The sequence below is a fragment of the Corallococcus terminator genome, from assembly GCF_049194865.1.
Lineage (GTDB): Bacteria > Myxococcota > Myxococcia > Myxococcales > Myxococcaceae > Myxococcus > Myxococcus terminator_A.
This window is the reverse complement of sequence record NZ_JBLZWL010000129.1, coordinates 95,604-122,440: the sequence shown is the minus strand read 5'-3', so window position 1 is coordinate 122,440 and position 26,837 is coordinate 95,604. Positions and strand designations below refer to the sequence as shown.

Annotated in this window: 24 protein-coding genes; 8 read left to right on the top strand and 16 right to left on the bottom strand. The window is 69.3% G+C overall.

The annotated features are described in order from the left end of the window. Positions 1–264 precede the first annotated feature (264 nt). From ACN469_RS38365 to ACN469_RS38340, 6 genes are all read right to left on the bottom strand, one after another. The gene (locus ACN469_RS38365) at positions 265–1,872 is read right to left on the bottom strand and encodes a hypothetical protein (protein ID WP_498776432.1); all 1,608 of its coding nucleotides are present in this window, start codon (positions 1,870–1,872) and stop codon (positions 265–267) included. Positions 1,873–2,190: 318 nt separating this feature from the next. After that, positions 2,191–3,213, bottom strand: a complete 1,023-nt coding sequence (locus ACN469_RS38360; protein ID WP_498776430.1) for a hypothetical protein — start codon at positions 3,211–3,213, stop codon at positions 2,191–2,193. Positions 3,214–3,302: 89 nt separating this feature from the next. After that, positions 3,303–3,794, bottom strand: coding sequence for an SRPBCC domain-containing protein (locus ACN469_RS38355; protein WP_498776428.1), 492 nt, complete (start codon positions 3,792–3,794; stop codon positions 3,303–3,305). Positions 3,795–3,814: 20 nt separating this feature from the next. After that, positions 3,815–4,162: an ArsR/SmtB family transcription factor gene (locus ACN469_RS38350; RefSeq protein WP_163864103.1), complete on the bottom strand. Its 348-nt coding sequence runs from the start codon at positions 4,160–4,162 to the stop codon at positions 3,815–3,817. A gap of 18 nt (positions 4,163–4,180) precedes the next feature. Next, a complete protein-coding gene (locus ACN469_RS38345) occupies positions 4,181–4,606 on the bottom strand; it encodes a VOC family protein (RefSeq protein ID WP_498776426.1) in 426 nt (141 codons plus the stop codon). A 143-nt stretch (positions 4,607–4,749) separates the two neighbouring features. Beyond that, the gene (locus ACN469_RS38340; RefSeq protein WP_498776424.1) at positions 4,750–7,608 is read right to left on the bottom strand and encodes a tetratricopeptide repeat protein; all 2,859 of its coding nucleotides are present in this window, start codon (positions 7,606–7,608) and stop codon (positions 4,750–4,752) included. 26 nt (positions 7,609–7,634) lie between these two features. On the opposite strand from ACN469_RS38340, the gene ACN469_RS38335 reads away from it, so the two are divergent. After that, a complete protein-coding gene (locus ACN469_RS38335) occupies positions 7,635–8,345 on the top strand; it encodes a sigma-70 family RNA polymerase sigma factor (protein WP_498776422.1) in 711 nt (236 codons plus the stop codon). A gap of 30 nt (positions 8,346–8,375) precedes the next feature. Here the strand turns inward: ACN469_RS38335 and ACN469_RS38330 are convergent, their stop codons facing one another. From ACN469_RS38330 to ACN469_RS38320, 3 genes are all read right to left on the bottom strand, one after another. Continuing rightward, positions 8,376–8,963: an NYN domain-containing protein gene (locus ACN469_RS38330; protein WP_498776420.1), complete on the bottom strand. Its 588-nt coding sequence runs from the start codon at positions 8,961–8,963 to the stop codon at positions 8,376–8,378. Between the two features lie 109 nt (positions 8,964–9,072). Further along, a complete protein-coding gene (locus tag ACN469_RS38325; RefSeq protein WP_498776418.1) occupies positions 9,073–10,581 on the bottom strand; it encodes an ATP-binding protein in 1,509 nt (502 codons plus the stop codon). Beyond that, positions 10,578–11,297 (bottom strand): GTP-binding protein, encoded by a 720-nt coding sequence (locus ACN469_RS38320; RefSeq protein WP_498776416.1) that lies wholly within the window; start codon positions 11,295–11,297, stop codon positions 10,578–10,580. Before ACN469_RS38320 ends, ACN469_RS38325 begins: the two co-directional genes overlap by 4 nt. Positions 11,298–11,583: 286 nt before the next feature. On the opposite strand from ACN469_RS38320, the gene ACN469_RS38315 reads away from it, so the two are divergent. The 5 genes from ACN469_RS38315 to ACN469_RS38295 all read left to right on the top strand — a co-directional run bounded on the left by ACN469_RS38315 (position 11,584) and on the right by ACN469_RS38295 (position 16,713). After that, on the top strand, positions 11,584–12,123 hold the full coding sequence (locus tag ACN469_RS38315; protein ID WP_498776414.1) for a GNAT family N-acetyltransferase: 540 nt from the start codon (positions 11,584–11,586) through the stop codon (positions 12,121–12,123). 245 nt (positions 12,124–12,368) lie between these two features. Next, a complete protein-coding gene (locus tag ACN469_RS38310) occupies positions 12,369–14,147 on the top strand; it encodes a type IV pilus twitching motility protein PilT (RefSeq protein ID WP_498776412.1) in 1,779 nt (592 codons plus the stop codon). A 1-nt stretch (position 14,148) separates the two neighbouring features. Beyond that, positions 14,149–15,255 carry a type IV pilus twitching motility protein PilT gene (locus tag ACN469_RS38305; protein ID WP_498776410.1) on the top strand — a complete coding sequence of 369 codons (1,107 nt, stop codon included), beginning with the start codon at positions 14,149–14,151 and terminating at the stop codon, positions 15,253–15,255. A gap of 53 nt (positions 15,256–15,308) precedes the next feature. Continuing rightward, on the top strand, positions 15,309–16,133 hold the full coding sequence (locus tag ACN469_RS38300) for a hypothetical protein (protein ID WP_498776408.1): 825 nt from the start codon (positions 15,309–15,311) through the stop codon (positions 16,131–16,133). Positions 16,134–16,182: 49 nt separating this feature from the next. Beyond that, positions 16,183–16,713 (top strand): GNAT family N-acetyltransferase, encoded by a 531-nt coding sequence (locus tag ACN469_RS38295; protein WP_498776406.1) that lies wholly within the window; start codon positions 16,183–16,185, stop codon positions 16,711–16,713. A 19-nt stretch (positions 16,714–16,732) separates the two neighbouring features. Here the strand turns inward: ACN469_RS38295 and ACN469_RS38290 are convergent, their stop codons facing one another. From ACN469_RS38290 to map, 4 genes are all read right to left on the bottom strand, one after another. Continuing rightward, positions 16,733–17,707, bottom strand: a complete 975-nt coding sequence (locus tag ACN469_RS38290; protein WP_498776404.1) for a hypothetical protein — start codon at positions 17,705–17,707, stop codon at positions 16,733–16,735. 23 nt (positions 17,708–17,730) lie between these two features. After that, the gene (locus tag ACN469_RS38285; RefSeq protein ID WP_498776402.1) at positions 17,731–19,494 is read right to left on the bottom strand and encodes a zinc metalloprotease; all 1,764 of its coding nucleotides are present in this window, start codon (positions 19,492–19,494) and stop codon (positions 17,731–17,733) included. Then, complete coding sequence (locus ACN469_RS38280) at positions 19,491–20,117, bottom strand: hypothetical protein (protein ID WP_498776400.1); 627 nt, start codon at positions 20,115–20,117, stop codon at positions 19,491–19,493. The genes ACN469_RS38285 and ACN469_RS38280 overlap by 4 nt, the downstream gene beginning before the upstream one ends. A gap of 73 nt (positions 20,118–20,190) precedes the next feature. Beyond that, positions 20,191–21,000 (bottom strand): type I methionyl aminopeptidase, encoded by an 810-nt coding sequence (map, locus tag ACN469_RS38275; RefSeq protein WP_498776398.1) that lies wholly within the window; start codon positions 20,998–21,000, stop codon positions 20,191–20,193. A 104-nt stretch (positions 21,001–21,104) separates the two neighbouring features. On the opposite strand from map, the gene ACN469_RS38270 reads away from it, so the two are divergent. Further along, positions 21,105–21,383, top strand: a complete 279-nt coding sequence (locus ACN469_RS38270) for a LysR family transcriptional regulator (protein WP_498776396.1) — start codon at positions 21,105–21,107, stop codon at positions 21,381–21,383. Between the two features lie 178 nt (positions 21,384–21,561). Here the strand turns inward: ACN469_RS38270 and ACN469_RS38265 are convergent, their stop codons facing one another. Then, on the bottom strand, positions 21,562–21,807 hold the full coding sequence (locus ACN469_RS38265; protein WP_498776394.1) for a hypothetical protein: 246 nt from the start codon (positions 21,805–21,807) through the stop codon (positions 21,562–21,564). A 97-nt stretch (positions 21,808–21,904) separates the two neighbouring features. On the opposite strand from ACN469_RS38265, the gene ACN469_RS38260 reads away from it, so the two are divergent. Then, positions 21,905–24,013, top strand: a complete 2,109-nt coding sequence (locus ACN469_RS38260) for a TonB-dependent receptor (RefSeq protein ID WP_498776392.1) — start codon at positions 21,905–21,907, stop codon at positions 24,011–24,013. A gap of 3 nt (positions 24,014–24,016) precedes the next feature. Here ACN469_RS38260 and ACN469_RS38255 read toward each other — a convergent pair whose 3' ends face one another. Further along, positions 24,017–25,324 carry a hypothetical protein gene (locus ACN469_RS38255; protein ID WP_498776390.1) on the bottom strand — a complete coding sequence of 436 codons (1,308 nt, stop codon included), beginning with the start codon at positions 25,322–25,324 and terminating at the stop codon, positions 24,017–24,019. Between the two features lie 125 nt (positions 25,325–25,449). Then, on the bottom strand, positions 25,450–26,787 hold the full coding sequence (locus tag ACN469_RS38250; protein ID WP_498776388.1) for a hypothetical protein: 1,338 nt from the start codon (positions 26,785–26,787) through the stop codon (positions 25,450–25,452). Positions 26,788–26,837 lie beyond the last annotated feature (50 nt).

Here is a 26,837-nt window from a genome sequence, read left to right as displayed (position 1 = left end):
GGCAGACGTCGCGAACGCAACGAGCGGCAGGGCCGCGAAAACAGGCACCGAGAAACGCGAGTACGGCTTCATTTGTAACCCCCTCTGCTGCAGTGGACTGCCTTTGCCAACGACAACCACAACGCACGAGACGACTTCTCTTGAGACGGGCCCCCTCCTCACCGACGAGGAGGGGGCCCTTGAAGACTCGGAGTCAGGCCCACCTGCCCTGACCCGCTGACCCACCGACTGGCCACGAAGGGACGCGCGGGCGTCCCGCCGGGGCTAGTTGCAGGTCAGCTCACAGATATCCTCGGCCTGGTCCACGCAGATGGAGTCCCAGCTGCCGGTGCAGCAGAACGGGTCGCCCTCGCACACGGCCGCCGCGCACGGCGAGCAGTGAGTGGGGATGGGATTGCCCGGCCGGCACACGTGGTGGCACGGGCGCGGACGGCTGAGGTACTCCTCGAAGACGGCCTTGCGGTGAGGCAGGAAGACGTCATTGAGCGCCGGGGAGATGCGGAAGCGGATGCCCTCGGGACCGTTCTCGGTCTGCTCGCTGACGTGGGTGAAGCCCAGCGAGTTGGGCCAGACGAGGCCGCCGCCCAGGGGATTGCTGTTGCTCAGGTCGTGGCAGCCGGCGCAGGAGAGCGCCTTGGCGCGGGCGACGATGTTGATGGGCGCCAGCGGGCTGCCGATGCGGTCCAGCTCGTTCTGGATCAGCGTGCGCAGCGCGGACGGGTTGTTGCCGAACTGGCCGGTGTAGTTGTTCTCGCCGCCCTGGGCGTCGCTCTGGCCGCCGTTGAACTGGTCCTGCACGTCCATGTTGAACAGGTTGATGTCGTTGCGCGCCAGCGCCTCCACCTGCGTCTCGAAGAAGAAGCGGAAGTCCGCCGCGCGGGCGTGGGTGGACGTCGGACTGAACAGCCCGCCGAACGGGTTCACCTTGTCCGTGGAGATGATGGCCTTGAGCGAGGTGCAGGTGCCCGCGTTGCAGGTCTTCTGCAGCTTGAACTCACGCAAGAGCCAGTTGCTCTGCAGGAACTGGTTGGTGCGAATCTGTCCCGCGATGGTGGCCGGGTCCGCGCCGTAGTTGTCCACGTGGACGACGGGACGGAAGCCCGGCAGGCCCTGGAAGTAGAAGGTGCGCAGCTTCGCCGAGCGCGAATTGGCGTCCGGGTCGTTCGACAGCCCGGACCAGAACTCCGCCACCGGGAGGCAGCCGTCCAGCCCCTCGTCCAGGTGGGGGTTGGGCAGCACGGCCTCGAAGATGATGAAGTTGCGCGACGTGGCGTTGTTCTCGCCCGACTTGCGCGCGAAGACGATGCGATACTCACCGCAGTTGGCGCCATCCGCGGGGGCCAGGTCGAAGCGGTTGAACAAGCCCACCGCCTTGTACCCGGTGGCGAGGGCGGGGTTGGTGAACGGGTCCTGGGTGGCCTGCGCCCCCTCGACGGTCCGGCACTGGTACGGGAAGCTGTTGAAGGTGGTCTGCCCGCTGACGACCTGGTCGTTGCAGTGCTGGCCCTGGTTGAGGCCCGGGCCGTTGTTCTGCGTGTCCCAGAACTGGCGGAAGAGCGACAGCGCAGTCACGCCCGGGACATTGACCTGCCCCGTGAGCTGCGTGAACACGTCGCGCATGGGGAAGTTGTTGAGGATGGCTGTCTCCGTCACGATGAGGGAACGGAACGTGTTCACCGTCACCGCCGCCATCTGCGACTTCTCACCCGACTGATGCAGCAGACCGATACCGGCGCGCTCTGAGTGGAGTGGAGTGGTCCGCGCGGGCTGGGACGCCTGGGGCGCCTCCAGCAAGTCTTCCTGCGTGCTACAGCCCGCCAGAGCCAGCATCGATGCAAAAGCAAGACATGAGCGCCGCACGCGCTTGTCCATGAACTCCCCCTCTTCGGATTGACACAACTGGTTTCACCGCTTCTGTGCAGCGCGCGCCCTTATGAAGGATTCAACAAATAATTACAAGACATAATCGGAATAGCCACAATACCCACATAAGCCAGCTCACGCGTACACACATAAGTAGTACCCGCGACACACAAGCCATTGACCCTGGGTGCGTCAAGACTGCACTCCCCTCTGGCGTCCCAGGCGTACGCGGGGTGCGTCCTTCCGGTACGCGGAAGGACGCGAGACAAAACAAATGCTGCGTTCAAACCGTACGCACGGCTGCGTCACACCAGTACGCAAGGACTGTCAGAACACCTCCATGGGACAGGCGGGAAGCATCTGGTTCTCCGGGGTGAGCGTGGCCGTCTCCAACCGGCACTTCGGCCGGCAGGACCCTCCCATGCAGTAGTCCCCCTGGGCGCAGCACACGCCATTGCAGAGCACGCCACCGCCGGAGCAGCACACCTGGGGACCGCCGTGGCAGTACCCGCCCTGGCAGGTGTCCCCGCTCGTGCACGAGTCACCGTCGTTGCACGCCGTGCCCGCGGGACGCGTCGCATAGGCGCACGCGCCCGTGGCGGGGTTGCAGGTTCCGGGGCTGGTGAAGCAGGCGGTGGGCGGGCTGTTGCAGCCCACCGTCAGCCCGGCACAGGCTCCGGTCGCCCCACACTTGTCGTTGAGGGTGCAGGCATTGCCGTCATCGCAGACGGCACCGGCGGCCAGGGGCGCGTAGACACACGTCGCCCCCGAGCAGGAGCCATAGGGGGAGAAGCAGGACCCGGGAGGGGTGTTGCAGGGGCCGCAGGAGGACTCCACGACGAGGATGTTGAGCATGAAGCGGCCACAGGAGCCGTTCTTGCCGTCCACGGTGATGCGCACCTCCTGGTTGCGCGCCAGGTTGAGGACCGCGGAGGACGTGAGCGTGGAGGCCGAGGCGTTGTCGTTGCAGCCCAGCGAGGCGCTGCTGTGCCAGTCCGTCACCTGCACCACCGTGTCGTAGTCCGTGGTGTCGAGCGGGTCCGTGACGAAGGTGTAGCTGCCGTCATACGGAGCGATGAAGTGGAAGCTCAGGTCCGGGCCGCTGCCACCGCCGCACGCGGGCGTCACCTCGTTCGCCGCGCCGCAGGTGCGCCCCACCGCCACGCCCCGCCCCACGCGCAGCCGCAGGTCCAGGTAGGAGGACGTCACCGCGCGGGACTCCTGGGTGCCCAGGCTCTCCGCGGGAGGTGCCTCCGCGCCTCCTCCCGCCGGAGCCTGGGTGCAGGCCAGCCCCAGGAGCAGCAGCCAAAGGAAGACACGATTCCAGTGCCAGTACGGATTCTCCGCCATGACTGTTGCCCCCTGTGTTGGAGGCTCAACAGCATACGTACTCACAGTGGATATTGTTGAAAAAATACGCCGTGGCGGTTTTCAGGCAATCAATCCACGGAGGGCGTCGCCTTCGCGGCCTGGGAGCGCAGCGCGGTGGCGAGGCCCGCCCACCACATGCCCATCATCGCGAGGAAGGCGGAGACGTCCTGGCCATGGCGCACGGGGTGGTCCGGGCGGAGGGCCTCCCAGCCTCGGTGTTCCAGGACGACGCGGGTTCCGCCTGGAGAGGGCTCGAAGCGCACGTCCACCTGGGTGAGCTCGCCGGGCGCGAAGTTCCGGCCGCGCCACTCGAAGCGCAGCCGCGCGCCGGGCTCCCACGTCAGCACGCGGCCAATCTCGAAGACGCCGGCGCCGTCCTCCTCGACGAGGCGGCCTCCGGCGCCGCCCTCGAAGCGCACCACGCTGTCGGCGGCATGGGAGCCCCGGAAGCGAGGCCCCCGGCGCCACCAGAGGTTGGTCTCCTCGGTGAAGACGGTGAAGGCGACCTCGGGCTCCACCTCCAGGAAGGTCGTCACGCGGGCGGTCTGCTCCATCGTCATGTCGGGCCTCGCAGGGCGGCTCAGGGCCGCTTCTTGCCGCGCGTGCGCTCGGCGTGTTCCTTGAACGACTGGAGCTGGTCACCCCAGAAGGCCTCCACCTCGTCGAGCCACGCACGCAGCTCCGAGAAGCGCTCCGGCCGCAGCCGGTACAGCTTGACGCGGGCATCGTCCTCCACGGCGTCCTCCTCGACGAGTCCTGTCTTGCGCAGCACTCGCAGGTGCCGGCTCATGGCCGGAGGCGACATGTCGAAGGCGGCGGCCAGCTCACCGGCGCGCCGGGGCTGCTCTCGCAGCAGGTCGATGACGCCCCGGCGGGTGGGGTCGGCCAGGGCGGCGAAGGTGTCGTCGAGACGTCGGGCGGCTCCCATGGGCGAGGGCTCCGACGCTCAGCCCTTCACGCGCTGGGCGAACCACCACGCGTGGCCTTCCAGGTCCTCCGCGCCGTAGCTCCGGTCCGTCCAGTAGTCCTCGCCGTAGTTCGTCGTCTCCGGCTCCCGGGTGATTTTCGCGCCCGCGGCCTTCGCCCGCGCGCAGTGCGCGTCCACGTCATCCACGTAGAGCATCAGGTACGCGGCGCTGGTGCCTCCCACCGCCGTCGGCGTGCGCCCCGGGTACTTCGCGCTGAGCGAGCCCACCATGATGACGCCCTCGCCGAAGACGAGCTCCGAGTGGACGATGACGCCCGGCCCGCCCTCCACCTTCAGCCGCGTCTGGAAGCCGAAGGCCTTCTCCAGCCAGTCGATGGCGGCCGGTGCATCCACATAGAACAGCCCGGGGGTGATGCGCGCACAGCCCTCTGGAACCTTCTTCATGGCGTGTCTCCTGGCGACGAACTTCGTTTCCGATTCAGGCAATATTTAACGCCGCCGTTAACCATCTGCAAGCCCGAAGGACGTGACCCCGCCGGGCGAGGAAGCGGCCGTCGTCAGGAGGGAGGCGCCCGTGGCTCCAGGGGTCAGCGGGCGGCGAGCCACGCCTCGACTTCGCGGGTCTCCTTCTCGCGGGCCTTGGGGAAGCGCCGGTAGACCTCGAGCGAGGACTGCGCCAAATCTCGTGCCCGCCGGGCGTCACGGGGCTTGTCCACCAGGGCGCGCGCGACCAGGAACCGCATGTCCGCGAGGAGGAGCTCGTCGGAGCCGAAGGCGTTCTTCTCAAAGACGACCAGCGCGCGCTCCAGATGCGGAATGGCCTTGCGTGGCTGATTCATGGCCAGGAGCGCCTCGCCGACGAGGGCCCGGTCATAGGCCGCATCCAGGGAGTCGGGGCCCCGTGTCTTCTCTCGAATGGCCAGGGCGCGCTCATGGAGCGCGAGCGCCTCGGCGTGGCGGCCCAAGTCCCGCAGGACCTGGCCCAGGCCGGCCAGGGGCCCGGCGACGACGGCGCTCTCCAAGCCGAAGGCCTTCTCTCGAATCGCCACCGCGCGGCGGTAGTACTCCGCGGCCTCCTCGGCGCGCCCCTTGACGTGGCGAAGCATGTTGGCGCTGTTGTGCAGCGCCGAGGCCACGGCCGGAGATTCCTCGCCGTACACCTTCTCGTAGATGGCGAGCGCGCGGTGCTGGTTGGCGAGCGCGTCCTCATAGCGGTCCAGATAGGTCTCCTGCACTGCCAGCGCCTGGAGGACAGCGGCCACGTCCGGATGGTTCGGCCCATAGCGCTCCGTGGAGCGCGCCAGCGCTTCCTTCAAGAGCACGGCGGACTCCTCGAAGCGGCCCGCGACGCTGAGCACCCGCCCCGCGCTCAGCAGGGGCGTCGCGAGCCGGGCATCTCCCACGGGGTATTTCTTGCGGGCCAGCTCCAGGGCATGCAGGCCCTGGGTGACAGCCTCGGGAAGCCGCCCCTTGGTATGCAGGAAGACGGCGAGGTGGGTGGCCAGCAGGAGCTCCAGCTCCGCGTCGCCTCCGAGCCGCTCGACGGCGGCGGTGGCATTGCTCGCGTACAGGTTCTCGGGGTCCTGCTCGTCGAGCGTGCTGGCGACTCGCAGCACCGCGACCCACCCGTCCGCCAGCTGCCTGTCCAGCCCGGCCGCCTGGGCCGTCTGGATGAGCTTGTGCAGCGTCTTCACGGAGTCACGTGGCTGGAGCCCCGCCTGCGACTGAGCGAGCACGCTGAGCATCTCCACTCGCGCCGGTGGGTAGTCCAGGCCCTCCATCCGCGCGGGAAGCGTGGAGGCCAACTCGAGCGCGGCCTTGAGCTGCCCCGCGTGCAGCCGCGCGCGGACCGTGGCGAACTCCTTCTGAAGCGCCTCCAGTCGCCGCCGCGTCTCCGGGTCCTTCGGAAGTGGACGCGGCGAAGTCAGCGCCTGCACATCCGAGCAACGGGCCAGGTCTTCCAGACGGCTCACCGCGCGGGCGGCGTTCTCGACCACTGTCGTATCCGCCGACGCCAGCACCTCCACCAAGGCGGAGACGTCCTTGCGGCGTTGGTCCAGGCACAGCAACTGCCGCTCGAACATGCCCTCCGTCCGCCGCCCGTGGATGCGCGTGGCCTCGCACGCCTGCTTCGACGCCGTCGTCCAATCACGCACGTACGCGTCCAGCGCCGGCTCCACCACGCGCCACGCATCCGCCGCGTAGGGCAGCGCGTCCTTCGTGAGGGCGGCGTGCACGCTGCTCCGGGTCTTCGCGTCCCAGATGCCGGTGAAGGCGCCGGGGTCCTCCGCGCACAGCGCGGGCCGCGTGGAGACGAAGAGGACGGCGCCCGCCGCCGCCAGCAGCGAGGCCGCGATGGCTCCCGCGAGCAGCCTCTGCCTCCGCGAGCGGGGCTCCTGTCCCAGCGCCCGCAGCAGCTCCTCCACGGAGGAGTGGCGGTCCTGGGGAGCAGGCGAGAGCCCCTTCAGCACCGCGCCATGAACCCAGGCAGGCACCTCCGCCTCGCGCTGGAGGGCACGGACCTCGCGAGCGCGCTCGGCGGGCGTGATGTCCATCTGGCAGGCCCGCGCGGAGGGCCTGACGCCATAGAGCGCCTCGAGGAGCGCGACGCAGAAGCTGAACTGGTCGCTGCGCGCGTCGGGCCGCTCGCCCCTCGCCTGCTCGGGGGACATGTAGCCCGGCGTGCCCAGCAGCGCCCCCGTCTGCGTGAGAGGCGCACCTGGCGCGGGCGGAGCGCCTCCGGGTCCGGGCTTCGGCGGCTCATCGCCCCCTTCGTCGAGGATGCGCGCGAGCCCGAAGTCGGTGATGCGAACCCGTCCCGCCTTGTCGATGAGGACGTTGTCCGGCTTGAAGTCGCGGTGCACGAGCCCCGCGGCGTGCGCGGCGGCGAGCCCCTGCCCTGCCTGGAGGAACAGGCCCAGCACCTCGCGCCAGGGCATCCGTCCCGCGCGCATGCGGGCCCCCAGCGTGGTGCCCTCGACGAACTCCATCGCCAGGAAGACGCGCTCGTCGACCCGGCCGAAGTCGTGGATGGCGACGACGTTGGGATGGACGACGCGCGCGGTCGCCTGGGCCTCGCGCAGCAGCCGGCCCTGGGCCTCCGCGAGACGGGCGGGCTGGATGGTGTCGAAGCGCAGAATCTTGAGGGCGACGCGGCGGTCGAGCTCCGGGTCCCGCGCGGAATAGACGACGCCCATGCCCCCCGCGCCAATGCGCGCCATCACCACGTAGCGCCCCAGCGAGGTGCCGGGAATCAAGGGCTCCCAGGGCGGTGTCGGCGAAGCCGTGGGCTGGCTCGCGCCCTCGTCCACCGAGGCCACCGCTTCCGCCACCAGCACCCGGCACGCGGGGCATCCATCCAGATGCTCCTGTACCGCCGTGGCCTCTTCACCGCGCAACAAGCCCCGGCCAAAGGCGAGGAGGTTCTCCGTGGTGGGACACTGCATGAGTCCTCGATGTAGGCTTCGGGTGGATGGCCAAGACACCGGACACCGAGGTCCATGAAGAGGACCTGGCGCTCGCGAGAGCCTGCGCACACGGTGACGCCGTGGCCCTGGCCGCGCTCGAGGCGCGCATCATTCCCCAGGTGCGCGTGGCCTTGAAGCGCCGTGGAGTGGACGAGACGACCACCGACGAGGCGCTCCAGGTCCTTCGCGCGCGCGTGCTCGTCGCCGACGGCGCCATGCCGCCCCGCATCATGGAGTACTCCGGGCGCGGTCCGCTCTCCGCCTGGCTCCGGATGACCGCGCTGCGGCTGGCCTGGAGTTTGGTTGACGAGCGCAAGCGCCCGGCCCTCTCCGATGACGCGCCGTTGGAGGCGCTGAGCGCCGCCCCTCACGACATGGAGCTGCAGTACCTCAAGTCCCGCTACGGGGCGGACTTCAACGCCGCCTTCCAGGAGGCGCTCGCGGGGCTGGAGCCGCGCGCGCGGACGCTGTTGCGAATGCATCTGGTGGACGGAATGGGCACGGCGCGCATCGCGGAGGCGTACGGCGTGGACCGCTCCTCGGTGAAGCGCTGGCTCGCCACCGCGCGCGAGTGGCTGCTGGACCAGACCCGCACGCGCTTCGCGGCCCGCGTGGGTGCTCGCGTGCCGGAGCTGGGCAGTCTGCTCGCCCAGCTCCAGAGCCAGCTCGACCTGAGCATCCGTCGCCTGATGACGACGGAGGGAGACGCGTCGTAGCGCGCCCCCCTTCCCGCCCCCGCGAGCGGACTACACGAACAGCATCGGGTCGAACTCGTCCACGTTGACCGGCAGCAGCCGGGGCAGCGGGCGCTGGAACACCTTCGCGTTGAGCTCCAGGTCGACAATCTTCAGGCCCGAGGGCACCAGGTCCCTGAAGCGCTGGCTGACGTACTCCCGCAGGCCGAGCACGGCGACCTGGCGCTTCTCCTCCAGCAGGGGCTTGAGCGCCTCGGCGAAGTCTCCGCCGTCGTGGCTGGCCAGGCCTATCGCCGCCTGGGGCCGCTGGACGCGGATGGACTCCAGGAGTCTGAGGATGCCCAGGTCCACGACCTTCTGGTCCGGCCGTCCGTACAGGAGCGCGACTTCGCAGCCCGCGGACTTCAGCGCCCGGATGAAGCCAATCATCACGTCGGGGAGCTGCTCGCCGCGCGCGTTGAGCACGACGACGCAGCGCACGGGCGCGGGGAAGTAGCTCTCACAGAACGCCACCAGTCGGTCGAACTGGACGCGGTCCTGTGATTCGGGTTTGCGGCCGACAACGTTGGAGACGGCCCAGTCGATGTTCTCCGCATCGATGAGCACATAGGAGGCGGCGGGGGGACGTCCGGTGAGCATGGGCGCGGACAATACGCTCGCGCGCCGTTTCCAGGGGGGGATTGCGTGAGCGACCCAACGCCCCCTGACGAGTCCCGAGCACCTGACGGCGCCCGGGCGACCTGACGCGTCAGAAGCGGTCCGGTCCGGGCGGCATCTCCGGCAGCGGCGCCGACACGGCCAGCAGCCCGTGCTCCGGAATGGGCGGTTGCATGGGCAGCACCACCGTGAAGCGCGAGCCTCGTCCGAACTCGCTCTCCACGAACACCTTGCCGCCGTGGCCTTCCACCAGGCTCTTGACGATGGCCAGGCCCAGACCCGCGCCGCCGTGCTCGCGCGTGGAGCTGCCATCCACCTGGTAGAAGCTCTGGAAGATGCGCTCGAACTGGTCCTCGCGGATGCCCACGCCGGTGTCTTCCACGCTGACGCGATAGCCAGACATCCCCAGCGGGTCCTGCGGGCCCGCCTCCGACATCACCACCGACACGCGGCCTCCGGAGGCGGTGAACTTCAGCGCGTTGACCAGGAGGTTGATGAGCACCTGCCGCAGCTTGTCCGCGTCTCCCGCGAGCCTGGGCCTGGGCAACGGCGGCAGCCGCACCTCCAGCTCCACGCCCTTGCGCTGCGCCTGCGGCATCACCGTGGACACCGCCGTCTGGATGACGCCGGCCAGGTCCACCGGGCCCATCGCCAGCCGCAGCTTGCCGGCTTCAATCTGGCTGAGGTCCAGGATGGAGGAGATGAGGTTGAGCAGCGACTCGCCCTTCTCGACGATGGTGCGCACGTAGAGCAGCTGCTCGGGGTTGAGCGCGCCGGCCAGCCCCTCGGCCAGCATCTCCGAGTAGCCGATGATGGAGGCCAGGGGCGTGCGCAGCTCGTGGCTCACCGTGCCCAGGAAGGTGGACTTGAGCCGGTCCAGCTCCTTGAGGCGGGAGTTGACCTGCGCCAGCCGCGAGTTCTGCGCCTCCAGCTCCCGGTGCGTCTCCAGCATCGCCTCGATGTGGAGCTGCGTCGTCAGGTACGTGCGGTGGCCGCTGGCGACCAGCGCGGCGAGCACCTGGCCGAAGTGCGTGAGCACCTGCGCCGCGGTGCGCTCGGGCGCGCGGCGCACCTTGGCCACCAGCTCCTGGGCGCGCGTCAGCTCCAGGCCGGAGATGTCCGTGAGCGTGTCCGGGAAGTCTCCCAGCTCCTCGGGCGTGAAGGGCCCCAGGATGACGCGCCCCAGGAAGTCGCCTTCCCAGCGCACCGGCATCACCAGGTAGCGCAGGCCGGTGAAGCACGGCAGGGCGATGAGGCCCGCCTCCTCCGCGCCGTCGCCCTGCGCCACGCGCGCGCCGTTGAGCGGGAGCACCGGGCCGTCCTTCACCCGCGCCACCGTCGCCGTGCAGCGCGAGCGGCCGTCCGGGAAGGAGAAGACGTAGGCGCAGAAGTCGCCGTGGCCCACCTTCACGTCGGCCAGCTTGGTGCCGCGCGCGTCCAGCACCTTGATGCCCACGCGGTACAGCTCGCTGAAGCTCCTCACCACCTCGGAGAAGGAGGGCAAATCCAACATCTCGCCCAGCGACAGGCGGCGCTGCAGCACCGACTCGCGGCGCGAGATACTCGAGCCTTCCGGCGGCGGCCCCTGATAGCCGCTCATCGCCCGCCCCCCAGATGCTCGTCCCGCCCCACCGCCGTGTAGCGGCCGGCCAGCGTGGTGCCAGACAGGTCCATCCGCCCGAAGACCTGGGAGAGGAACTCCGCCTCGGTCAGCCCCACGTTGCGCGCCAGGTGCGCCCGGGCGTCCAGCCGCCGGTAGGCCGCCTGCGCCACGGCGTGGAAGGTCTCCAGCACGCCCTCGCCCTTGAGCGCCACCGCGCCGACGACGGCCTCGCCGCCGCGCTTGCGCGCCTCCTCCAGCTCCGCGTCCGTGCGCGCGTCGGGCAAGTCCCGCTTGTTGAACTGGATGACGACGGGCACCTGGTCCACGTCCAGCCCGTTCTCCTTCATGTTGTCCTGCAGGTTGCGCCAGTAGGCGTTGTTCTCCGCCGTCGCGCCGTGCCGGCTGTCCGCGATGAACACCACCGCGTCCGCGCCCTGGAGCACGATGCGCCGGGTGGCGTTGTGGATGACCTGCCCGGGCACGGTGAAGAGCTTCACCTTCACCTTGAAGCCGGACGACGTGGAGAAGAAGACAGGCAGCAGATCGAAGAACAGCGTCCGGTCGTCGTGCGTGTCCACCGTCAGCAGCCGGCCCCGGACCTCCGGGGACGCCCGGGCGTGGAGCTGGCGCAGATTCGTCGTCTTCCCGCTGAGGCCGGGCCCGTAGTAGACGATCTTGAGCGTCAGCTCTCGCTGGGCGTGGTTGAGTTGCAAGGGATGACTCGGGCGGGCGGGGTCGGGATGAGGAGGCCAGCCCTCCGTGAACGACCAGGGTTTTATAGTGGGAAGGCGCCCGGCGCGGAAGGCCGGCTGGGTGCCAGCCGTGGAAGCGATGCCCATTCTTGGAATGGGGCGGGCCCTGCTGGGGTTGACCGGAATCCGGCCCTCACATTCGCGGGGGAGGCAATCTCCTCACTTGGGAAGACAATGTGCGCGGAATCACCGCGTGCACCGGTGGTGGGGGTGCGGTTAGGATCGCAGCGCGACGGAGGAGATGGCGATGACGATGAAGCAGGTGGACCCGGGCGTGGAGATGGCCCCAGCCCCGGTGCTGGAAGCGGCGGTGGGCTCCCCCAATGACCTGACGGCGGCGGTGAAGTTCACCCTGCCCACCGACGAAGACATGACGGCGGTGGCGGCCCTGCGCGCCAGCTCCGAGCCCTGGAAGAGCCGGGGTGAGACGCAGGAGGACAGCCTCAAGGCCCTGGCCCAGCTCAAGCCCTACATCCACGTGGCCAAGCTGCAGACGCAGATCGTCGGCTACGTCACGGTGGAGCGCGACGGCCCGGTGCCCGGCGCCGCCTACCTGCGCAACATCGTGGTGAAGCCGGAGCTGCGCAAGAAGGGCCTGGGCGCCGTGGTGCTGGAGCAGGCGCTCCGGGCCGCGCGGGACATGTACCGCAAGACGATTGCGCTGCGCGTGGACCCGTCCAACGCCCCCGCGGTGAGCTTCTACCGCAAGGCGGGCTTCACCACCGTGGCCACGGTGGTGTCCAAGAAGTCCGGCAAGCTCCGGCTCCTGATGTCCCGCGAGCTGTAGTTCGCGCACCCTGGCTGGCGGGAGGTCGTTCGCCTCCCGCCGCCATTGCTCCGAGCGGGCCTCCCAGGCTCCGGAGCTCCCCTCTTCCACCCAGGCAGGAGTGACTTGCCCCCTCGTCGGGGTGGGTGTGGGGCCCACTGCGCGAGGCGAGGCGTGGGACGTCCGTCCAGGGGTGGGCGCTTTTGCGTCAATGTCGACTATCCTGCGGTCCCCCGCGCTCCGTCACGGCCCGAGTTCGAATCCGCATGAGACCCCTTGCTGAGCTGTTGCGCCATCTGTCGCGGCCTGGAGTGACGGAGCTGACCCTGGCCACCGGGCGCCCTCCCATGATTCGCGGTAGCAACGGCTACGAGCCGTTGGACCCCGCCGCGGTGACGACCGAGGACGTCGTCCGAGCCCTCCAGGCCATGGTGGGAGTCGCTCGAGCGTCCAGCGTCTCCGACTCACCCTCGAACTGGTCAGTCAACGCCAACGGCCTGGGCGCGCTGTCCATCGCCGCCATGCGTCGAGGGGACCTGATGCACCTGCGGCTGTCGCGCGCGGCGGACGCCGCCACCGCGCCCGCCGCTCCGCAGCCCGCTACCCCGCAGGCGGCTCCAGCGCCAGTGGCTCCGGCCCCAGCGGCACGTGCGGCCCCAGCCGCCGCCCCGGGATATGCCGCGCCGGTCGCCGCGCCCTCGGGCGGGTATGCGTCCACGCCGGCCACCGCGCCCTCGCCCGGGTATTCGCCCGCGCCGGCCGCCGCGCCCTCGGCCGGATATGCCCCCGCTCCCTCGGCTCCCGCCGCCGCGCCGCAGAGCGCCGGGTCCACGCCCACGGGTGCCCAGGAGGCCGCGCGCTCGCTCGCGATGTCGCGCATGTCGGGTGGAGCCAGGGACCTGGCCGTCGTGCTGGAGCAGGGGCGCAGCAGCCGCGCCAGCGACGTGCACGTCGTGGCCGAGCGCCCCGTGCTCTTCCGCCTCGCCGGAGACCTGGTGCCCCAGGGCAGCGCGCTGGACGCGGCGCGGGTGGAGGGCATGTTGATGCCGGTGGTGCCGGAGCGACTGCGCCCGGTGCTGGAGCGCGAGGGGAGCTGTGACTTCTCGCTCGACTCGCCGGAGATGGGGCGCTTCCGCGTCAACGTCTCGCGCCACCGCACGGGCCTCAAGGGCACCTTCCGGGTGATTGCGCGCGACATCCCCACGCTGGAGTCGCTGGGGCTGCCCCCGGAGATCGCCAAGGCGACCCACCACCACCAGGGCCTCATCGTCGTCACGGGCCCGTCCGGCCACGGCAAGACGAGCACCCTGGCGGCGCTGGTGGACCTCATCAACCGCGAGACGTCCCACCACGTGCTCACGGTGGAGGACCCGGTGGAGTTCGTCCACCCGCGCAAGAAGGCGCTCATCAGCCAGCGCGAAGTGGGAGCGCACACGAGGACGTTCGCCAGCGCGCTCAAGGGCAGCTTGCGCGAGGACCCGGACGTCATCGTGGTGGGCGAGCTGCGCGACACGGAGACGGTGCGCATGGCGCTGGCCGCCGCGGAGACGGGCCACCTGCTCATCAGCACCATGAACACGCCGAGCGCGGCGAAGACGATTGACCGGCTCATCGACCTCTTCCCCCCGGCGGACCAGCAGCAGGTGCGCCTGTCGCTGTCGAGCGGCCTGCGCCTCATCGTCAGCCAGCGGCTGATGGCGAGCGCGGACGGCAAGAGCATGGTGGCCGCGGCGGAGGTGCTGCCCGGCTCGGTGGCGCTGGGCAACCTCATCCGCGACAACAAGACGTACCAGATTCCCTCGCTCCAGCAGCGCGGCAAGAGCCTGGGCATCATCCGCTTCGAGGACTCGATGGCGGACCTGGTGCGCTCGCAGAAGGTGAAGCTGGAAGTGGCCAAGGGCTTCGTGGACAACCCGGACGAGCTGGAGGCGGTGGTGACGGGCAAGAGGCCGGGCACGACGGCCGTGAACGCGCCGGAGACGCAACAGGACAGCGCCCGGCTGCTCAGCAAGATGGGCTCGCTGATGGGAAGGAAGGGCGGCTGAGATGAGCACCACGCCGCGCATCGCCGCGCTCTTCGACATGCTGCTGGAGCAGAAGGGCAGCGACCTGCACCTGAGCACCGGCTATCCCCCCATGGGCCGCATCCGTGGCGAGCTGACGCCGCTGCGCGAGTCCGCCCTCACGCCCCAGGAAATCGAAGGGCTCCTGTTCGAGCTCATCAACCCGGCGCAGAAGAAGCAGATTGTCGAGGAGCTGGACCTCGACTTCGCCTACGGCTACGGGACCAAGGCCCGCTTCCGCGCGAACTACTTCTACAAGCAGACAGGCCTGGGCGCGGTGTTCCGCACCATCCCCAGCAAGGTCCTCACGCTGGATGACCTCAAGACGCCCGAAATCGTCCGCAAGCTGGCCGAGCGCCGCAGCGGGCTGGTACTGGTGACGGGCCCCACGGGCAGCGGCAAGTCCACGACGCTCGCGGGCATGGTGAACCACATCAACCAGACGCGCCCCGCGCACATCCTCACCGTCGAGGACCCGGTGGAGTTCGTGCACGAGTCCGCGCGGGCGCAGGTGACGCACCGCGAGGTGGGGCCACACGCGTCCAGCTTCGCCACGGCCATCCGCTCGGCGGGCCGCGAGGACCCGAACGTCATCCTCATCGGCGAGCTTCGCACCAACGAGACGATGAAGCTGGCGCTCCAGCTGGCGAGCTTCGGCGTGCTGGTGTTCGCCACGGTGCACACCAACAGCGCTCCGGCGACCATCGACCGCATCATCAACTCGTTCCCCGCCGACGAGCAGGCGCAGGTGCGAGGCATGCTGGCGGAGAGCCTGGCGGGCATCGTCGCGCAGCAGCTCATCAAGACGGCGGACGGCAAGGGCCGCGTCGCGGCGCTGGAAATCCTGGTGGGCGGCGCGGCCATCGCCGCGATGATTCGCGAGGGCAAGGTCTTCCAGATTGCGTCCAAGATGCAGGCGGGCCAGGGCCAGGGCATGCAGACGCTCGACATGCACCTGGAGCGGCTGGTGCGCGACAACATCATCACGCCCGACGCCGCGCTGGAGAAGGCCCAGGACAAGGAGAACCTGGCCAAGGTCATCCAGCGGCTCAAGCCGGACTGGGTGCTGCCGGAGTCGATGAAGGCGTAGTCGCGTCAGGACTCCGAAGCCATGGCGTCGCTGGGGCTCCCAGGAGCCCCAGAATGCGCCGTGGCAAAGACAAGGCATTCGAGATGGCACGCAGTCTGTTGCCATCCACGAAGCGTCAGCAGGCGCGCGAGAACCGCGCGAACGTGACACGGAGCGCCCGCCGCACGGCGAAGACCCGGGTCGCCCAGCTCATCAGGGACCCCGAGCTCGCCGAGGACTGCGCTGAGCTGGATGAAGACGCATCCTTGGAGCTGGGGTGGGTGGTGGCGCGGCGACGAGACGGGGACAAGGTCAATCCCTTCATCCGCTGGGCGAAGCGACGGACTTTGGACGAGCCCCGCGACCTGCGCGTGGAGCTGATACGCAAGACGCTCCCGGAGGGCCTCATCGGACGTCACGGGCTCGCCCACTTGAAGGGGAAGGAGCACTTCCTGAGCACCATCGACCTCCCGCGAGGATGGGGCGTCAACAGGACCCCGTGGAGGAGAAAGCCCCTCTCGGACCGCGGGGTGATGGCGCAAATCCTTCGCGGACTGCTGCGAATCCCCGGCGGGCAGAAAGCGTTCAACGGCTATCTCAAGCGGGCCGGCGCCAGCAGTTGGAGCTGGAAGCACGGACACGACGGCCGACGTCACGTGGTGCTCCATGGACACAAGACTCCCCGGTTGCTGATGGGGGTGCATGATGTGCTCACCTTCCTGGATGACGTTGGCGTCCGCCCCTGGCCTCCTCAATCGAGCAAGCCCACCGGGGACCCCGCATCGACCCGCGAGCCAGCCCTCACCTTCCTGCGGGCATTCCATCGTCTGAGCGGGGACCTCACCGCCACCCTCGCGGCCCTCCCTCCAGTCCCTCGACTGAGCACGCTGCCTCGCTGAGGCGCGCACGAAGCGACGAACCCGCGTGCGTGGGTGAGCGACGCGGAACATGATGCCCACCATGCTTCAGGGCTTCGAGAGCACGACGACGGAACGGCTGCTGCTTCGCCCCTTCCGCGACAGTGACGTGGAGGCGGTGTTCAGGCTCCATGGCAATCCGGAGACGGCGCGCTTCAATCCCGCCGGCCCCTTGCGCACGCTGGACGCGGCGAAGGAGTTGCTGGCGCTGTGGCTGAGCGACTGGGCGAAACACGGCGTGGGGTATTGGGCCGTGGAGCGGCGCGAGGCACCGGGCATCGTCGTGGGCGTCTGCGGCGTGCGCCACAAGCTGTTTGAAGGTCGGACGGTGTTGAACCTCGCGTACCGGCTCGCTCCCGAGACGCAGGGCTCGGGCTATGCGACGGAGGTCGCGCGCGTCGCCGTGGAGAAGGCCCGGCGACACCTCCCGGACGTCCCCCTGGTCGCCATCATCCATCCCGAGAACGTGGCCTCCCTCCGCGTCGCGGAGCGGCTCGGGCTGAAGTTCGAGCGCATCACCGACTACGAGGGCACCCCGAGCCGACTGTACGTGGCCGAGTGAGCCTCACCCGGTCGCGGACTCACGGTTGCTGTTCGCGCAGCCCCTCGCGGAACACGGTGAACACCGCCTGCCCGCAGCGGTCCGACGTATCGGCCTGTGCTCGCACCACGCGGACCTCATGGCGGACACCGCCGAGCACGAGTCGCTTCGTCTCTCCCACGGAGACGGTGATGGGTGAGGCACCGCGCTTCCGGGCGTCCTCGAACCGAAGCCGCGCGCCCTGGGTGCGGGTGTCTTTTCGCCGCTCACAGCCCGCGAGTTCCCAGCGGACGCGCAGCTCTGGCACGAGGCCCGGGGGAAGCAACACATCGCCGTCCGGTGTGGTGGGGGCGCTCGGTACCGTGAGCAGCAGGAGCTGGCCCTCCGAGTCGCGGAGCGTGTCGCCCGAGAGGAGCTCGGGATGGTCTCCGTCGCTGGAGACGCAGCTCGCGGGCTCGCGGTGGCTGGCCCAGCTCACGGTCCGCCCTGTCAGGTCCGCCAGGACGTCTGGCACCGTGAGCCCGTAGCTCACGCCACCCCGCATCTCGCCGGACTCGTACTCCAGCACCGAGGCCCACTGGTCCCCATGTCGGTACGCGCCTCGGAGCTGTCGAGCCACCGTGAACCGTCGCTCCAATCGTGGGCCCTTTCGCTCGATGGAGCGCGCCTCCGGCGTCTCCTTGAAGGCCACGTCCACCCGGGCCGCGCGCCACACGTCCGCGCACGCGTCAGGTGCCTCCTCCAACGGGCGAGTTCCTCCGTCGGGCGTCGACTCCAACGGCCGAGCTGAGCCGCTCGACACAGGGAGTCCGCGCTTGGAGTCCGGTGAAGCCACACCAGACGCGGCGAGGCCACCATCCGTCAGCTCACGGTCCTCTCCCGGCGAGGAAGCCAGGGTGGCGTCAGACCGCGCGGCGACACCCGGCCCCGCGTCCGTCGATGGGGGCTCGGGTCGCAGCCAACAGGCGCTCTGCATCAGCAGGAGCCCCAGCACCCAGGTCCGTGTGTTTCGCAACGGGCGTGCTCCCTCGAACCCGGTCAGAGGCACTCCGCGTACAGCAGCGCTCCATCCGCCGACACGTGGAAGTCGCGTCCCTCCACGCGGCCTCGCGACAGGAGCCTCTCCCGCTTGCGTAGGACATCGTCACGTCGTCGCGCCAGTGAGGACTCCTCATGCGGAACCCTCGGCTGGAAGCGCGCGGGGCCGCCCTTGTCGTCCGGCAGATAGCGCGTCAGGGCCGAGCGCTTCGAGACACGCTCCGCGCCGTCGTCCGCGTCTCCGTCGTCGGAGAAGTCGAGCTCCAGCGAGCCCCACTCCCCCACGTCACAGTCGCAGGAGCCGCAACCCGGGAAGCTGCAACCCAGGAAGCCATCGCGGCAGGAGACACACTCCGCCTTCGGTGACGAACCACACGCCGCGCACCCGTTGTCGCCGAACGAGTACGAGTGCCACCCCGAGTTGCTCACGCCCGCGAACTGGTAGCGGTAGTTCATCACGCTGTCGTGCACCACGCTGTACTGCCCCGACACGTCATTGCCGTTGTGGTCCAGGTCCAGGTTGTGGCCCAGCTCGTGGATGAAGGTGCCGCGCTGCTCCTGGATGCTCGGGCTGCTGAAGCAGCCCATGCTGATGATGATGTCATTGCCCAGCAGCTCGGCCTTGCCGGAGGAGCAGCTCGTGAGGCTCGTGTGCCGGTTGGCCCACATCGCGTAGTGGAAGTACGGCCGGCGCTCGGGATTCGCTGACGAGAACGCGCTCTGCTTCAGCGCGTAGAAGTCCACGCCGCCAGGGCAGCTCCCGTAGCAGACCACCTCGTACCAGGGCAGCACGCTGTCGATGAAGGCATGCAGCCGCACACTCCCGCCCGTCTCCTGGGCGAACACCGCCGCCGCATCCGCCACCAGGCCCGCGTAGGGCTGCCGCGTGAGGTACGGGTTCGTCGGGTGCTGCATCCAGTCGATCTCCACGTAGAGGTCTCTCGCCGTGGGGCTGCTCCACTCGGAGAAGGAGAAGCCATCGTTGCCGAACACCTCCAGCGTGTCCGCTATCGAGTCCCCATCCGAGTCCTCGTTGTTCGCACTCAGGCCGATGAGCGGCTCCAGCGAGTCCGAGAGCCCGTCCTCGTCTCCGTCGTTGTCGTCGAAGATGGTGGACCAGAGCTCCTCGTCGTGGACGAAAGTGGCCGTGCCCGCGCTGCCCGGGTAGCGACCCACCACCACGCGCTGCGTGCCGACGTTCTGCGTGCTCGTCGCGGTGACGAGCGGGTAGTACTTCGGCCCGCTGTCGTCATCGTGCTGGAGGTACTCGGTATTGGAGCGCAGCAGGAAGAGCAGATGGTCCCCTCCCCCGGGGCTGGTGGCCGAGGCCCTGAAGGTCTCCTTGGCATTCCACGCGAAGAGGAGCGGCACGCCGCCGAAGGGCTGCTGCGACAGGAGCAGCGTCCCGTTGCGATACAGGCTCGCCGTGCCACCGCGCCCATCCGCGTAGGCGCGCACCCAGACGCGGTAGTAGCCGGAGTCCGGCGCGACGAACGTCACACACGAGCGCGTGTTTCCCTGGCAGTCGTCGCTCACGGCCACCTGACTCCAGCCATTCCTGTCGCGCAGCACGTGCAGCACGGTGTCCGGCGCGGCGCCCGCCAGGTCTCGCGTCTCGAAGGTGTACGTCTGGCCCGCGTCGAGCCAGGTGCTCAACCAGATGAAGCTGCCCCAGTCCCGTGATGCCACATAGTGCGGCCCCGCCCACGCCATCATCGGCGCCAGCAGCAACACCGCGCGAAGCGCCCCCATGAACGACTTCATCGCTTCTGCTCCCCCTGAAAGAACCACTCCTTGAAGGTCTCTTGCGCGCGCGCTCGCTCCTCGGGCGAGAGGCCGCTCCACTTCGCCTGCTCCCGCGCGAGCGCCCGCTGGTAGCGCGCGTCCTCGTCCCGCGCATGCGCGTCCTCCTTGGGCACTCCGGAGAGCTTCGCGACGAGGTTGAGCGCGGCGAGATAGCGCCGCTCCTGGCGCGCACGCGTCTCGGGGCTCGCCTCCTGGAAGGCTCGCTCCGTTCGCGTCACGAGCGTGGCCAGGTCGTCGACGGGCTCCTCGCGAAGCAAGGCTTCCTCGTCCGGTGTCAGCGACACCAGCGCATCCTTCGCGAATCGCGTCAGCGGGGACGTCGCGGGGGCGGGAGTCGCCACCTCCACCGTGAGGCCATCAGGGCCCTGGACCTGTTCGACGTGAAGAACAGGCTCCGGTGAATCCTTGCGCGGGACGGGAGGTGCTTCGAGTCGAGCCACCTGGGTCGGCTCGCGGTGGCCCACGGCCGCGGAGTCCTCACTCAACAGGTGCCGAGGCACCAGCAGGGGGACTCCCGCCGCGAGCAGTACGACGCCCAACACCACACTCCCGATTCCGACCTTGTCGTCCCGTGCGCGCATGCGGTCCCCACTCGCAGGCCACACGTCTAGCCTCAATTCCCGTCGGCATCAAACCGCCGGAGGCTCGGTGGGTTCAGCGGGCCTCGGGCTGTGACGACAGAGGGACGGACTGCACCAGGGGATGGGCACCTGGGTACGGGGTGAGCACTTCGCAGCCCTCGCGCGTCACGAGGATGGTGTGCTCGAACTGCGCGGAGAGGCTGCCGTCTTCGGTCACCACCGTCCAACCATCCGAGAGCATTCGAATCTCAGGGCGGCCCAGGTTCACCATCGGTTCGATGGTGAGCACCATTCCGGAGCGCAGGGTGATGCCCGTGCCCCGCGTGCCGAAGTGGGGCACATGGGGCGACGCGTGCATGGAACGTCCGATGCCGTGCCCACCGAACTCCCGCACGATGCTGCACCCTTCCCGCTCCGCCAGTTCCTGGATGGCCGCGCCGATGTCGCCCAGCCGAGCACCGTGACGCACGACGGAGACGCCCACGTCACGACACCGACGGGCCACGTCCACCACGTGCCGCGCATCGTCGGACACTTCACCGATGCAGAACGTGGCCGACGTGTCTCCGTGGTAGCCGTCCAGGCACGTGGTGACGTCCACGTTGATGATGTCCCCGAGCGCCAGCTTCTCGTTCGGATTCGGGACGCCGTGACAGACGACCTGGTTGCGGCTGGTGCACACCGTCGCGGGGAAGCCGTGGTAGCCGAGCTGGCTGGGCGTGCCGCCCCTGCGGGCCGTGTCCTCGCGCACCCACTGGTTGATGTCCTCCGTGGAGATGCCCGGTGTCAGCTTCCCCGCGACCCAGGCGAGCGTGCCTGCCGCCGCCGCGCCCGCAAGCCGCAGACGCTCCACCTCGGTGCCCTTGAACAATGGAGTTCCCATGGGGAGCCAAGGTGTCCCCGGGGGCCTTCAGCGTCCAATGCTGTTTCGGTATCGCGCTCCAGGGCGGAGGTGCACGAGAGGGGCGCTCGCGCTAACCTGGGGCCGTGAGCATCACCCACCTCCAGTCCTTCGTCGCGGTGGCCGAGGAACGGCACGTGGGCCGGGCCGCACGCCGGCTCCACCTCACCCAGCCGCCCCTGAGCCGCCACATCCTCGCGCTCGAGGATGAGCTCGGCACGCGCCTCTTCGAGCGCACCCGACAGGGCATGCACCTGCTGCCCGCCGGAGAGGTGTTCCTGCTCCACGCGCGTCGCATCCTCGCGGAGGTGGACACCGCGGTGAACACCGTGCGCGGCCTCGTACCGCGCGACGCGGGCGGGTGAGCAGCAGCCTCTACGGCCCTGGCCAACAAGGCAGTTGAACAACTGGCTTGTTGTGCCTGAGCGGTCCGCGGAGGGAGGGTGTGGTGCCAGCCTCCGAAGCATGGCCCCCGAGGCGCGACGTCGCCTCGCTCGTTGCGAACTGGACGATACCACGCGGCCTCAAGGTGCCTCGCGACGCTCAGCGGTCGCACGTGCGCGAGGTGGAGACATACTTCCGCGCCGAGAGCGCCAGGACCGAAAGGGAACCGCCAGACATGCCGCGCAGGTCGTCACGCATCCCGTCATCGCCCCGTCGGCTCGTGGTTCCCTGGGTTCTGCTCTCTTCGCTGGCATGGGCGCAGACACCGGGCACCGGAATAACGACGACGGAGTCCGGCGCGCGGAACACCATCATCGGCACCGCCTCATCGCCTGAGTCGCGCACTCACATCGCCGGCTCCTCCGTAGCTGTTCCGGAGCGGCCCGCCGCCCATGGACCCACGGCGCCTGAGACGTCCCCTCTTGTCGCCGTCGATGCGCCCATGGAGCAGGTGGCGACCTCCCGCGCCTTCGCCGAGCCCCCCTCACAGCACGAGGCACCTGCTGCTCCCATCGCCGATGCGTCCACCGCGCCTGAGGTTCCATCAAGTACAGCGCCGGCCACCGAGACAGCGGAGCCCAGCGCATCCTCGCGCACCGTCGTCACGGGCACGCGCCTTCCGCGTCCCGTGCGGGACGTGCCCGCCACCACCGTGGTGCTGCCTCGCGAGGAAATCGACCGCAGTCCATCGCTGACGCAGGACACCCTCATCCGCTCCCTGCCCTCGGTCGCCACCTTCCGCCGCACTCCGAGCCTCGTCTCCGACCCGACCGCCCAGGGTCTCAACCTGCGGGGCCTTGCTCCCTCCGGCGTCGCTCGCACCCTCGTCCTGCTGGACGGCGTCCCCGTCAATGACCCGCTCGGTGGCTGGGTCTTCTGGCGCTCGCTCCCTCGACTCGGACTGGAGCGCATCGAGGTCGTCCCTGGTGGCGGCTCCGCCCTCTATGGCAGCTCCGCGCTCGGCGGCGTCGTGCAGCTCATCTCCCGCCCCATCACCGGCCCGGCAGTCGACGCGGACCTCTCCTACGGCAACCGCGACACGGGACTCCTCGCCGCGCGCGGCGCCCAACGCTGGGGCGCCATCGCCGCCGCCGTCGAAACCGAGCTGCTCACCAGCAGCGGCTATCGCATCGTCACCCCTGGCCAACGCGGCGCCATCGACAGTGACACACCCAGCAACCACGTCGTCCTCAACGGCCGCGTGGAAGCCCAAGCCACCGACGCCCTGACGCTGTCCGCTCGCGCCAACCTCTTCCGAGAGAACCAGAACGGCGGCACCCGCTTCACCACCGCTCGCGTCGAGCTGGCTCAGTTTGGCGCGAGCGCTCGACTCCAGACCGACACGCTCGGCGCCTTCTCCCTGGACCTCTTCGGCCGCGCCCTGCGCTTCGAGCAGAACCGCGCTCGCGTCGCCCAGGACCGCGCCGTCGAGTCCCTCGCCGCGTCCCAGGAGGTCCCCGCCGATGACCAGGGCGCCTCGCTCGTGTGGACGGCTCCAAGTTGGAATGCGGGAGGAGCACACCTGCTCTCCGCTGGCCTCGATGCCCGACGCCTGGCGGGCACTTCCCGCGAGCAGCTCTTTCCGCCCGCTCAGACTCCGGACACCGTCCTCGCCCGCGATGCCGGCGGCACGCAGTGGACCGGTGGCGTCTTCCTCCAGGACCTCTACGCCATCACCCCCGCCCTGGAGTTGTCCGCGGCGCTCCGCTTCGACGTCTGGCGAAACACGCAAGGGCGCCAGCGCGTCGAACGAGCCAGCGGCACGGTGGACACCACGCCCTTCGAGGACCGCACCGAGCACCAGCTCAGTCCACGTCTGGGCCTGCGTCTGCGCCCCTGGGATGCCGTCACGCTGCGCGCCTCCGGGTATCGCGCCTTCCGTGCGCCGACGCTCAACGAGCTCTATCGCCCGTTCCAGGTCGGCACCGTGTTCACCGCCGCCAACGCGAACCTCGGCGCGGAGCGCCTGTGGGGCGCGGAGGCCGGTGTGGAGGTCGAGCCCCTCCGCACCCTCACCGCCCGCGTCACCGGCTTCTGGAACGTGCTCGAGGACCCCATCACCAACGTCACCCTCCCCGATGGCGCGGGTCGCGAGCGACAGAACCTGGGCAAGGCCCGCGTGCGTGGCGTGGAGACCAGCCTCGACTGGCGACTGTCGCGACAGTGGACGGCGCTCCTCGGATACACGTTCGTGGACCCCACCGTCACGGATGCGCCAGGACAGCCGGCGCTCGTGGGGCGACAGCTCGCGCAAGACCCCAGACACCGAGGCGCCGCCAGCCTCACCTTCGAGGACCCGTCCCTCGTCACCGCCACCGTGCAGCTGCGCGTCACCGGTCCCCAGTACGAGGATGACCTCAATGAGCGCGGCATGGGCGGGGTCCTCGTCGTGGATGCCGCCGTCAGTCGGCGCCTCTTCTGGAAGGTGGACCTCTTCGCCGCGGTGGAGAACCTCTTCGACCGCGAGTACCTGGCGGGCCGCGCGGGCGTGGACACGCTGGGCCCTCCCCTGCTCGCGCGCGTGGGCCTGCGACTTCGCGACGCCCCCTGAGCCTCAGGGGCACTGACGGGCGTAGTCGAGGGTCCTGGCCATCGCCCCTGTCTCCAAGTCCGGCAGGACCAGATAGTACATGGCATGGACGCGGCCTCGCGCATCCACCTGCACGGACATATCCAAGACCGGCATGGAAGCCTCCTCATAACTGGCGATTGTCTTCATCACCCAGCTTCCACTGCCATTGTTCCAGTAGTTCACCTGCCGCTGGAGACCGCCGGGATGCAGCACGTGGACCCCTCCCGAGGAGTCCACCGCGATGGAGGAATAGCCCACACCCCAGGCCTGGAGCAGGGACGTGGACCAATCGCCGGGCGTACGACGAATCCCCAGGGCCAACTGGCCTTCTTCGGTGAACAGGACGTGGGGAACTCCCGAGGGCGTCACCGCGATGGTGGGCTCTTTGCCCGTCGCGGAGAGCAACTCCTTGACCCACACCCCCGTGGCATTGGTGGCGTAGTACAGGCCCTTGGGGTTCGTGGAGCGCTCGTACACCACATGCGCGTGCCCCTGCGCATCCGCGCGCAGCAGCGAGGTGCGATAGAGGTCGCCCACCTCGAGGCCCGTGTTGTCCACCACCAATGCCCCGGGGCGACCGTGCACGTGATTGAAGTACAGGCCGTTGGCCTCCACCACGGAGAGGGCGTGGAGGTTCCCCTGCGCATCCATGTCGAAGTCCTTCACCTGGCCACTCGGCGTCGACGTGCGTTCCCACCGACCTTCGGTGTAGCGGAGGAAGGAGATGGACATCGGCTCACTGCCATTGGCGACGGCACTCATGGCCAGATGAATCTCACCTTGGGCATCCACGCGGACACCTCCCACCCACGGAAGGCCCACCCACCCTGTCCCTTCCACCACACGTCCGGGTTTCGTGGTCGACACGCGAATGACGTTGTCGGTGTAGTCGACGAAGTACGCGTCACCATCCGAGTCCAAGGCGAAATTCGGAGACGCCCAACCGCCTCGCGGACGCACGGTGCGCGACTGCCAGCCGTCCTCACATGCGCTCCACGGCGTCATCTGCCCATTCCCGCCCGCGTCTTCCGGTGTGCCGCTCCCCGCGTCTTCCAGCGCGCCGCTCCCCGCATCTTCGCGCACGTCTCCGCCATCACTTCCCGCGTCTGGAGACTCAACGGGTCCACCATCCGCGGGCGCCACGGGCCCTCCATCTGGCGACCCACCGTCGTCTCCTCCGTCTTCAGGAACGTCGGTGCCAGCGTCCACCGCCCCAGTCCCTCCGGGCTTGTCCAGCGCGGGAAGGGAGATGGGCTCACACGCGCTCAGCAGCGCGACGACGGCGAGCACACAGAGACTCAAGCGAAGGATGACGGGACGGTCCACGGCAGACCTGGAGGTGAGAGGGCGACAGGGGTGGGGCTGGCCAAAGTCAGACGGAGTCTCCTCCCGGCCTGATTGCGAAGGTTGACCGCTCACGGGCATTGCCGCGAATAGCCGAGGCGCCGGAGTATTCGCGGCACGTCCCCAGCATGGTCGTCGACCACCTCCGTGTACATCGCATGCGCACGGCCCTGGGCATCCACCTCCAGTGCCCAGTCGAAGAGGGATGCATCACGGGGGCTGGACGCCATGTCGATGACCGTCTTCGCCGACCAAGTCCCTTGCGCGTTGTCCAGGTACTCCAGCCGCTTCTCGACGGTGTGCAGCACATGCACCACGCCCGAGGCGGAGATCCTCATCTGCCCGGCCCCCTCGAAGGGAAGCGCAGTGGTGGTCCACTCGCCCTGGGCAGTCCGGGTGCTCAGGTTCACGACGCCCACTTGCGACCAGAGGATCCGCGGCACCCCCGCCGGCGATAGCGCGATGACCGGACGCGCCCCCACCGCGGTGACCAACTCCCTCACCCACGTCCCCGAGGCATTCGTGGCGTAGTAGATGTCCGGGCGGCCTGGCTCGCCCCCGCTCTCATACGTCACATGGGCCTTGCCCCGCGCATCCACGCGCATCGACACACCGGAGTAGGGCACTCCCAACTCAAGTCCTGTGTCGATGACAGACAAGTCCTCGATACCCCCCTGCACATGGTTGAGCCGGTGCTTCACGGCATCCACCAGGCTGAGCGCCTGGACCTGTCCCAGCGCATCCAGGTCATAGGCCCGAACCCAGCCACTCATCAGCCGAGCGCGCTCCCAGCGTCCCCCCGTGTGGTGGAGGAAATCGGTGGGGACCACCGCCGACAGGTCATTGAACCGCGGGTTGATGGCCAGGTGGACGTCCCCCGCCGCATCCACGCGGATGCCGCCCAGCCACCACTGCCCTCCCACGACGTCCATGTCGGCGAAGACACGCCAGGGCTTCGTCGTCACCACCCGCAGGACTTCGTCGGTGTACTCCAGGAAGTACGCCTCGCCGTCCGCATCCAGCGCGAACTGCGGATACCCCCTGTCACTTCCCAGCGGGAGCACCGTGCGCGACTGCCACCCGTCCTCGCACGCGCTCCACTCCGTCATCCGCGCATCCACCCCGCCATCGCCCAGCGGAGGCCGGGGGATTCGAGGCCCCGCATCCGTCCCCGCGTCCTCCGGAATCCCGCCGTCCGTCCCACCGTCCCCCCCGCCATCCGGCTCAGTCCTCCCGCCCGTACCGTCGCCGCCGTCGCCCCCGCCATCGTCGCCCCCGTCGTCCCCGTCGGAGCCCGCGTCCGCTGGGTCCATCCCCGCGGGCCTCAGCGAGATGGGCTCACACGCGCACAGCAGCGCCACGGCGGCGAGCAGGACAAGGCGCGGGAAGGAAAGGACCGGACAGTCCACGTCAGGGCTCTGGGGTGCGAGGACGGCCGTGGGCAGCAGACTCGGCCGAA

Coding starts and splice junctions, on each gene's coding strand:
- ACN469_RS38260 (WP_498776392.1), top strand. CDS start 21,905: ATGGAGCAGGTGGCGACCTCCCGCGCCTTCGCCGAGCCCCCCTCACAG.
- ACN469_RS38285 (WP_498776402.1), bottom strand. CDS start 19,494: ATGAAGTCGTTCATGGGGGCGCTTCGCGCGGTGTTGCTGCTGGCGCCG.
- ACN469_RS38360 (WP_498776430.1), bottom strand. CDS start 3,213: ATGGCGGAGAATCCGTACTGGCACTGGAATCGTGTCTTCCTTTGGCTG.
- ACN469_RS38280 (WP_498776400.1), bottom strand. CDS start 20,117: ATGCGCGCACGGGACGACAAGGTCGGAATCGGGAGTGTGGTGTTGGGC.
- ACN469_RS38295 (WP_498776406.1), top strand. CDS start 16,183: ATGATGCCCACCATGCTTCAGGGCTTCGAGAGCACGACGACGGAACGG.
- ACN469_RS38340 (WP_498776424.1), bottom strand. CDS start 7,608: ATGCAGTGTCCCACCACGGAGAACCTCCTCGCCTTTGGCCGGGGCTTG.
- ACN469_RS38325 (WP_498776418.1), bottom strand. CDS start 10,581: ATGAGCGGCTATCAGGGGCCGCCGCCGGAAGGCTCGAGTATCTCGCGC.
- ACN469_RS38350 (WP_163864103.1), bottom strand. CDS start 4,162: ATGGGAGCCGCCCGACGTCTCGACGACACCTTCGCCGCCCTGGCCGAC.
- ACN469_RS38310 (WP_498776412.1), top strand. CDS start 12,369: ATGAGACCCCTTGCTGAGCTGTTGCGCCATCTGTCGCGGCCTGGAGTG.
- ACN469_RS38345 (WP_498776426.1), bottom strand. CDS start 4,606: ATGAAGAAGGTTCCAGAGGGCTGTGCGCGCATCACCCCCGGGCTGTTC.
- ACN469_RS38335 (WP_498776422.1), top strand. CDS start 7,635: ATGGCCAAGACACCGGACACCGAGGTCCATGAAGAGGACCTGGCGCTC.
- ACN469_RS38300 (WP_498776408.1), top strand. CDS start 15,309: ATGCGCCGTGGCAAAGACAAGGCATTCGAGATGGCACGCAGTCTGTTG.
- ACN469_RS38355 (WP_498776428.1), bottom strand. CDS start 3,794: ATGACGATGGAGCAGACCGCCCGCGTGACGACCTTCCTGGAGGTGGAG.
- ACN469_RS38365 (WP_498776432.1), bottom strand. CDS start 1,872: ATGGACAAGCGCGTGCGGCGCTCATGTCTTGCTTTTGCATCGATGCTG.
- map (WP_498776398.1), bottom strand. CDS start 21,000: ATGGGAACTCCATTGTTCAAGGGCACCGAGGTGGAGCGTCTGCGGCTT.
- ACN469_RS38315 (WP_498776414.1), top strand. CDS start 11,584: ATGACGATGAAGCAGGTGGACCCGGGCGTGGAGATGGCCCCAGCCCCG.
- ACN469_RS38305 (WP_498776410.1), top strand. CDS start 14,149: ATGAGCACCACGCCGCGCATCGCCGCGCTCTTCGACATGCTGCTGGAG.
- ACN469_RS38330 (WP_498776420.1), bottom strand. CDS start 8,963: ATGCTCACCGGACGTCCCCCCGCCGCCTCCTATGTGCTCATCGATGCG.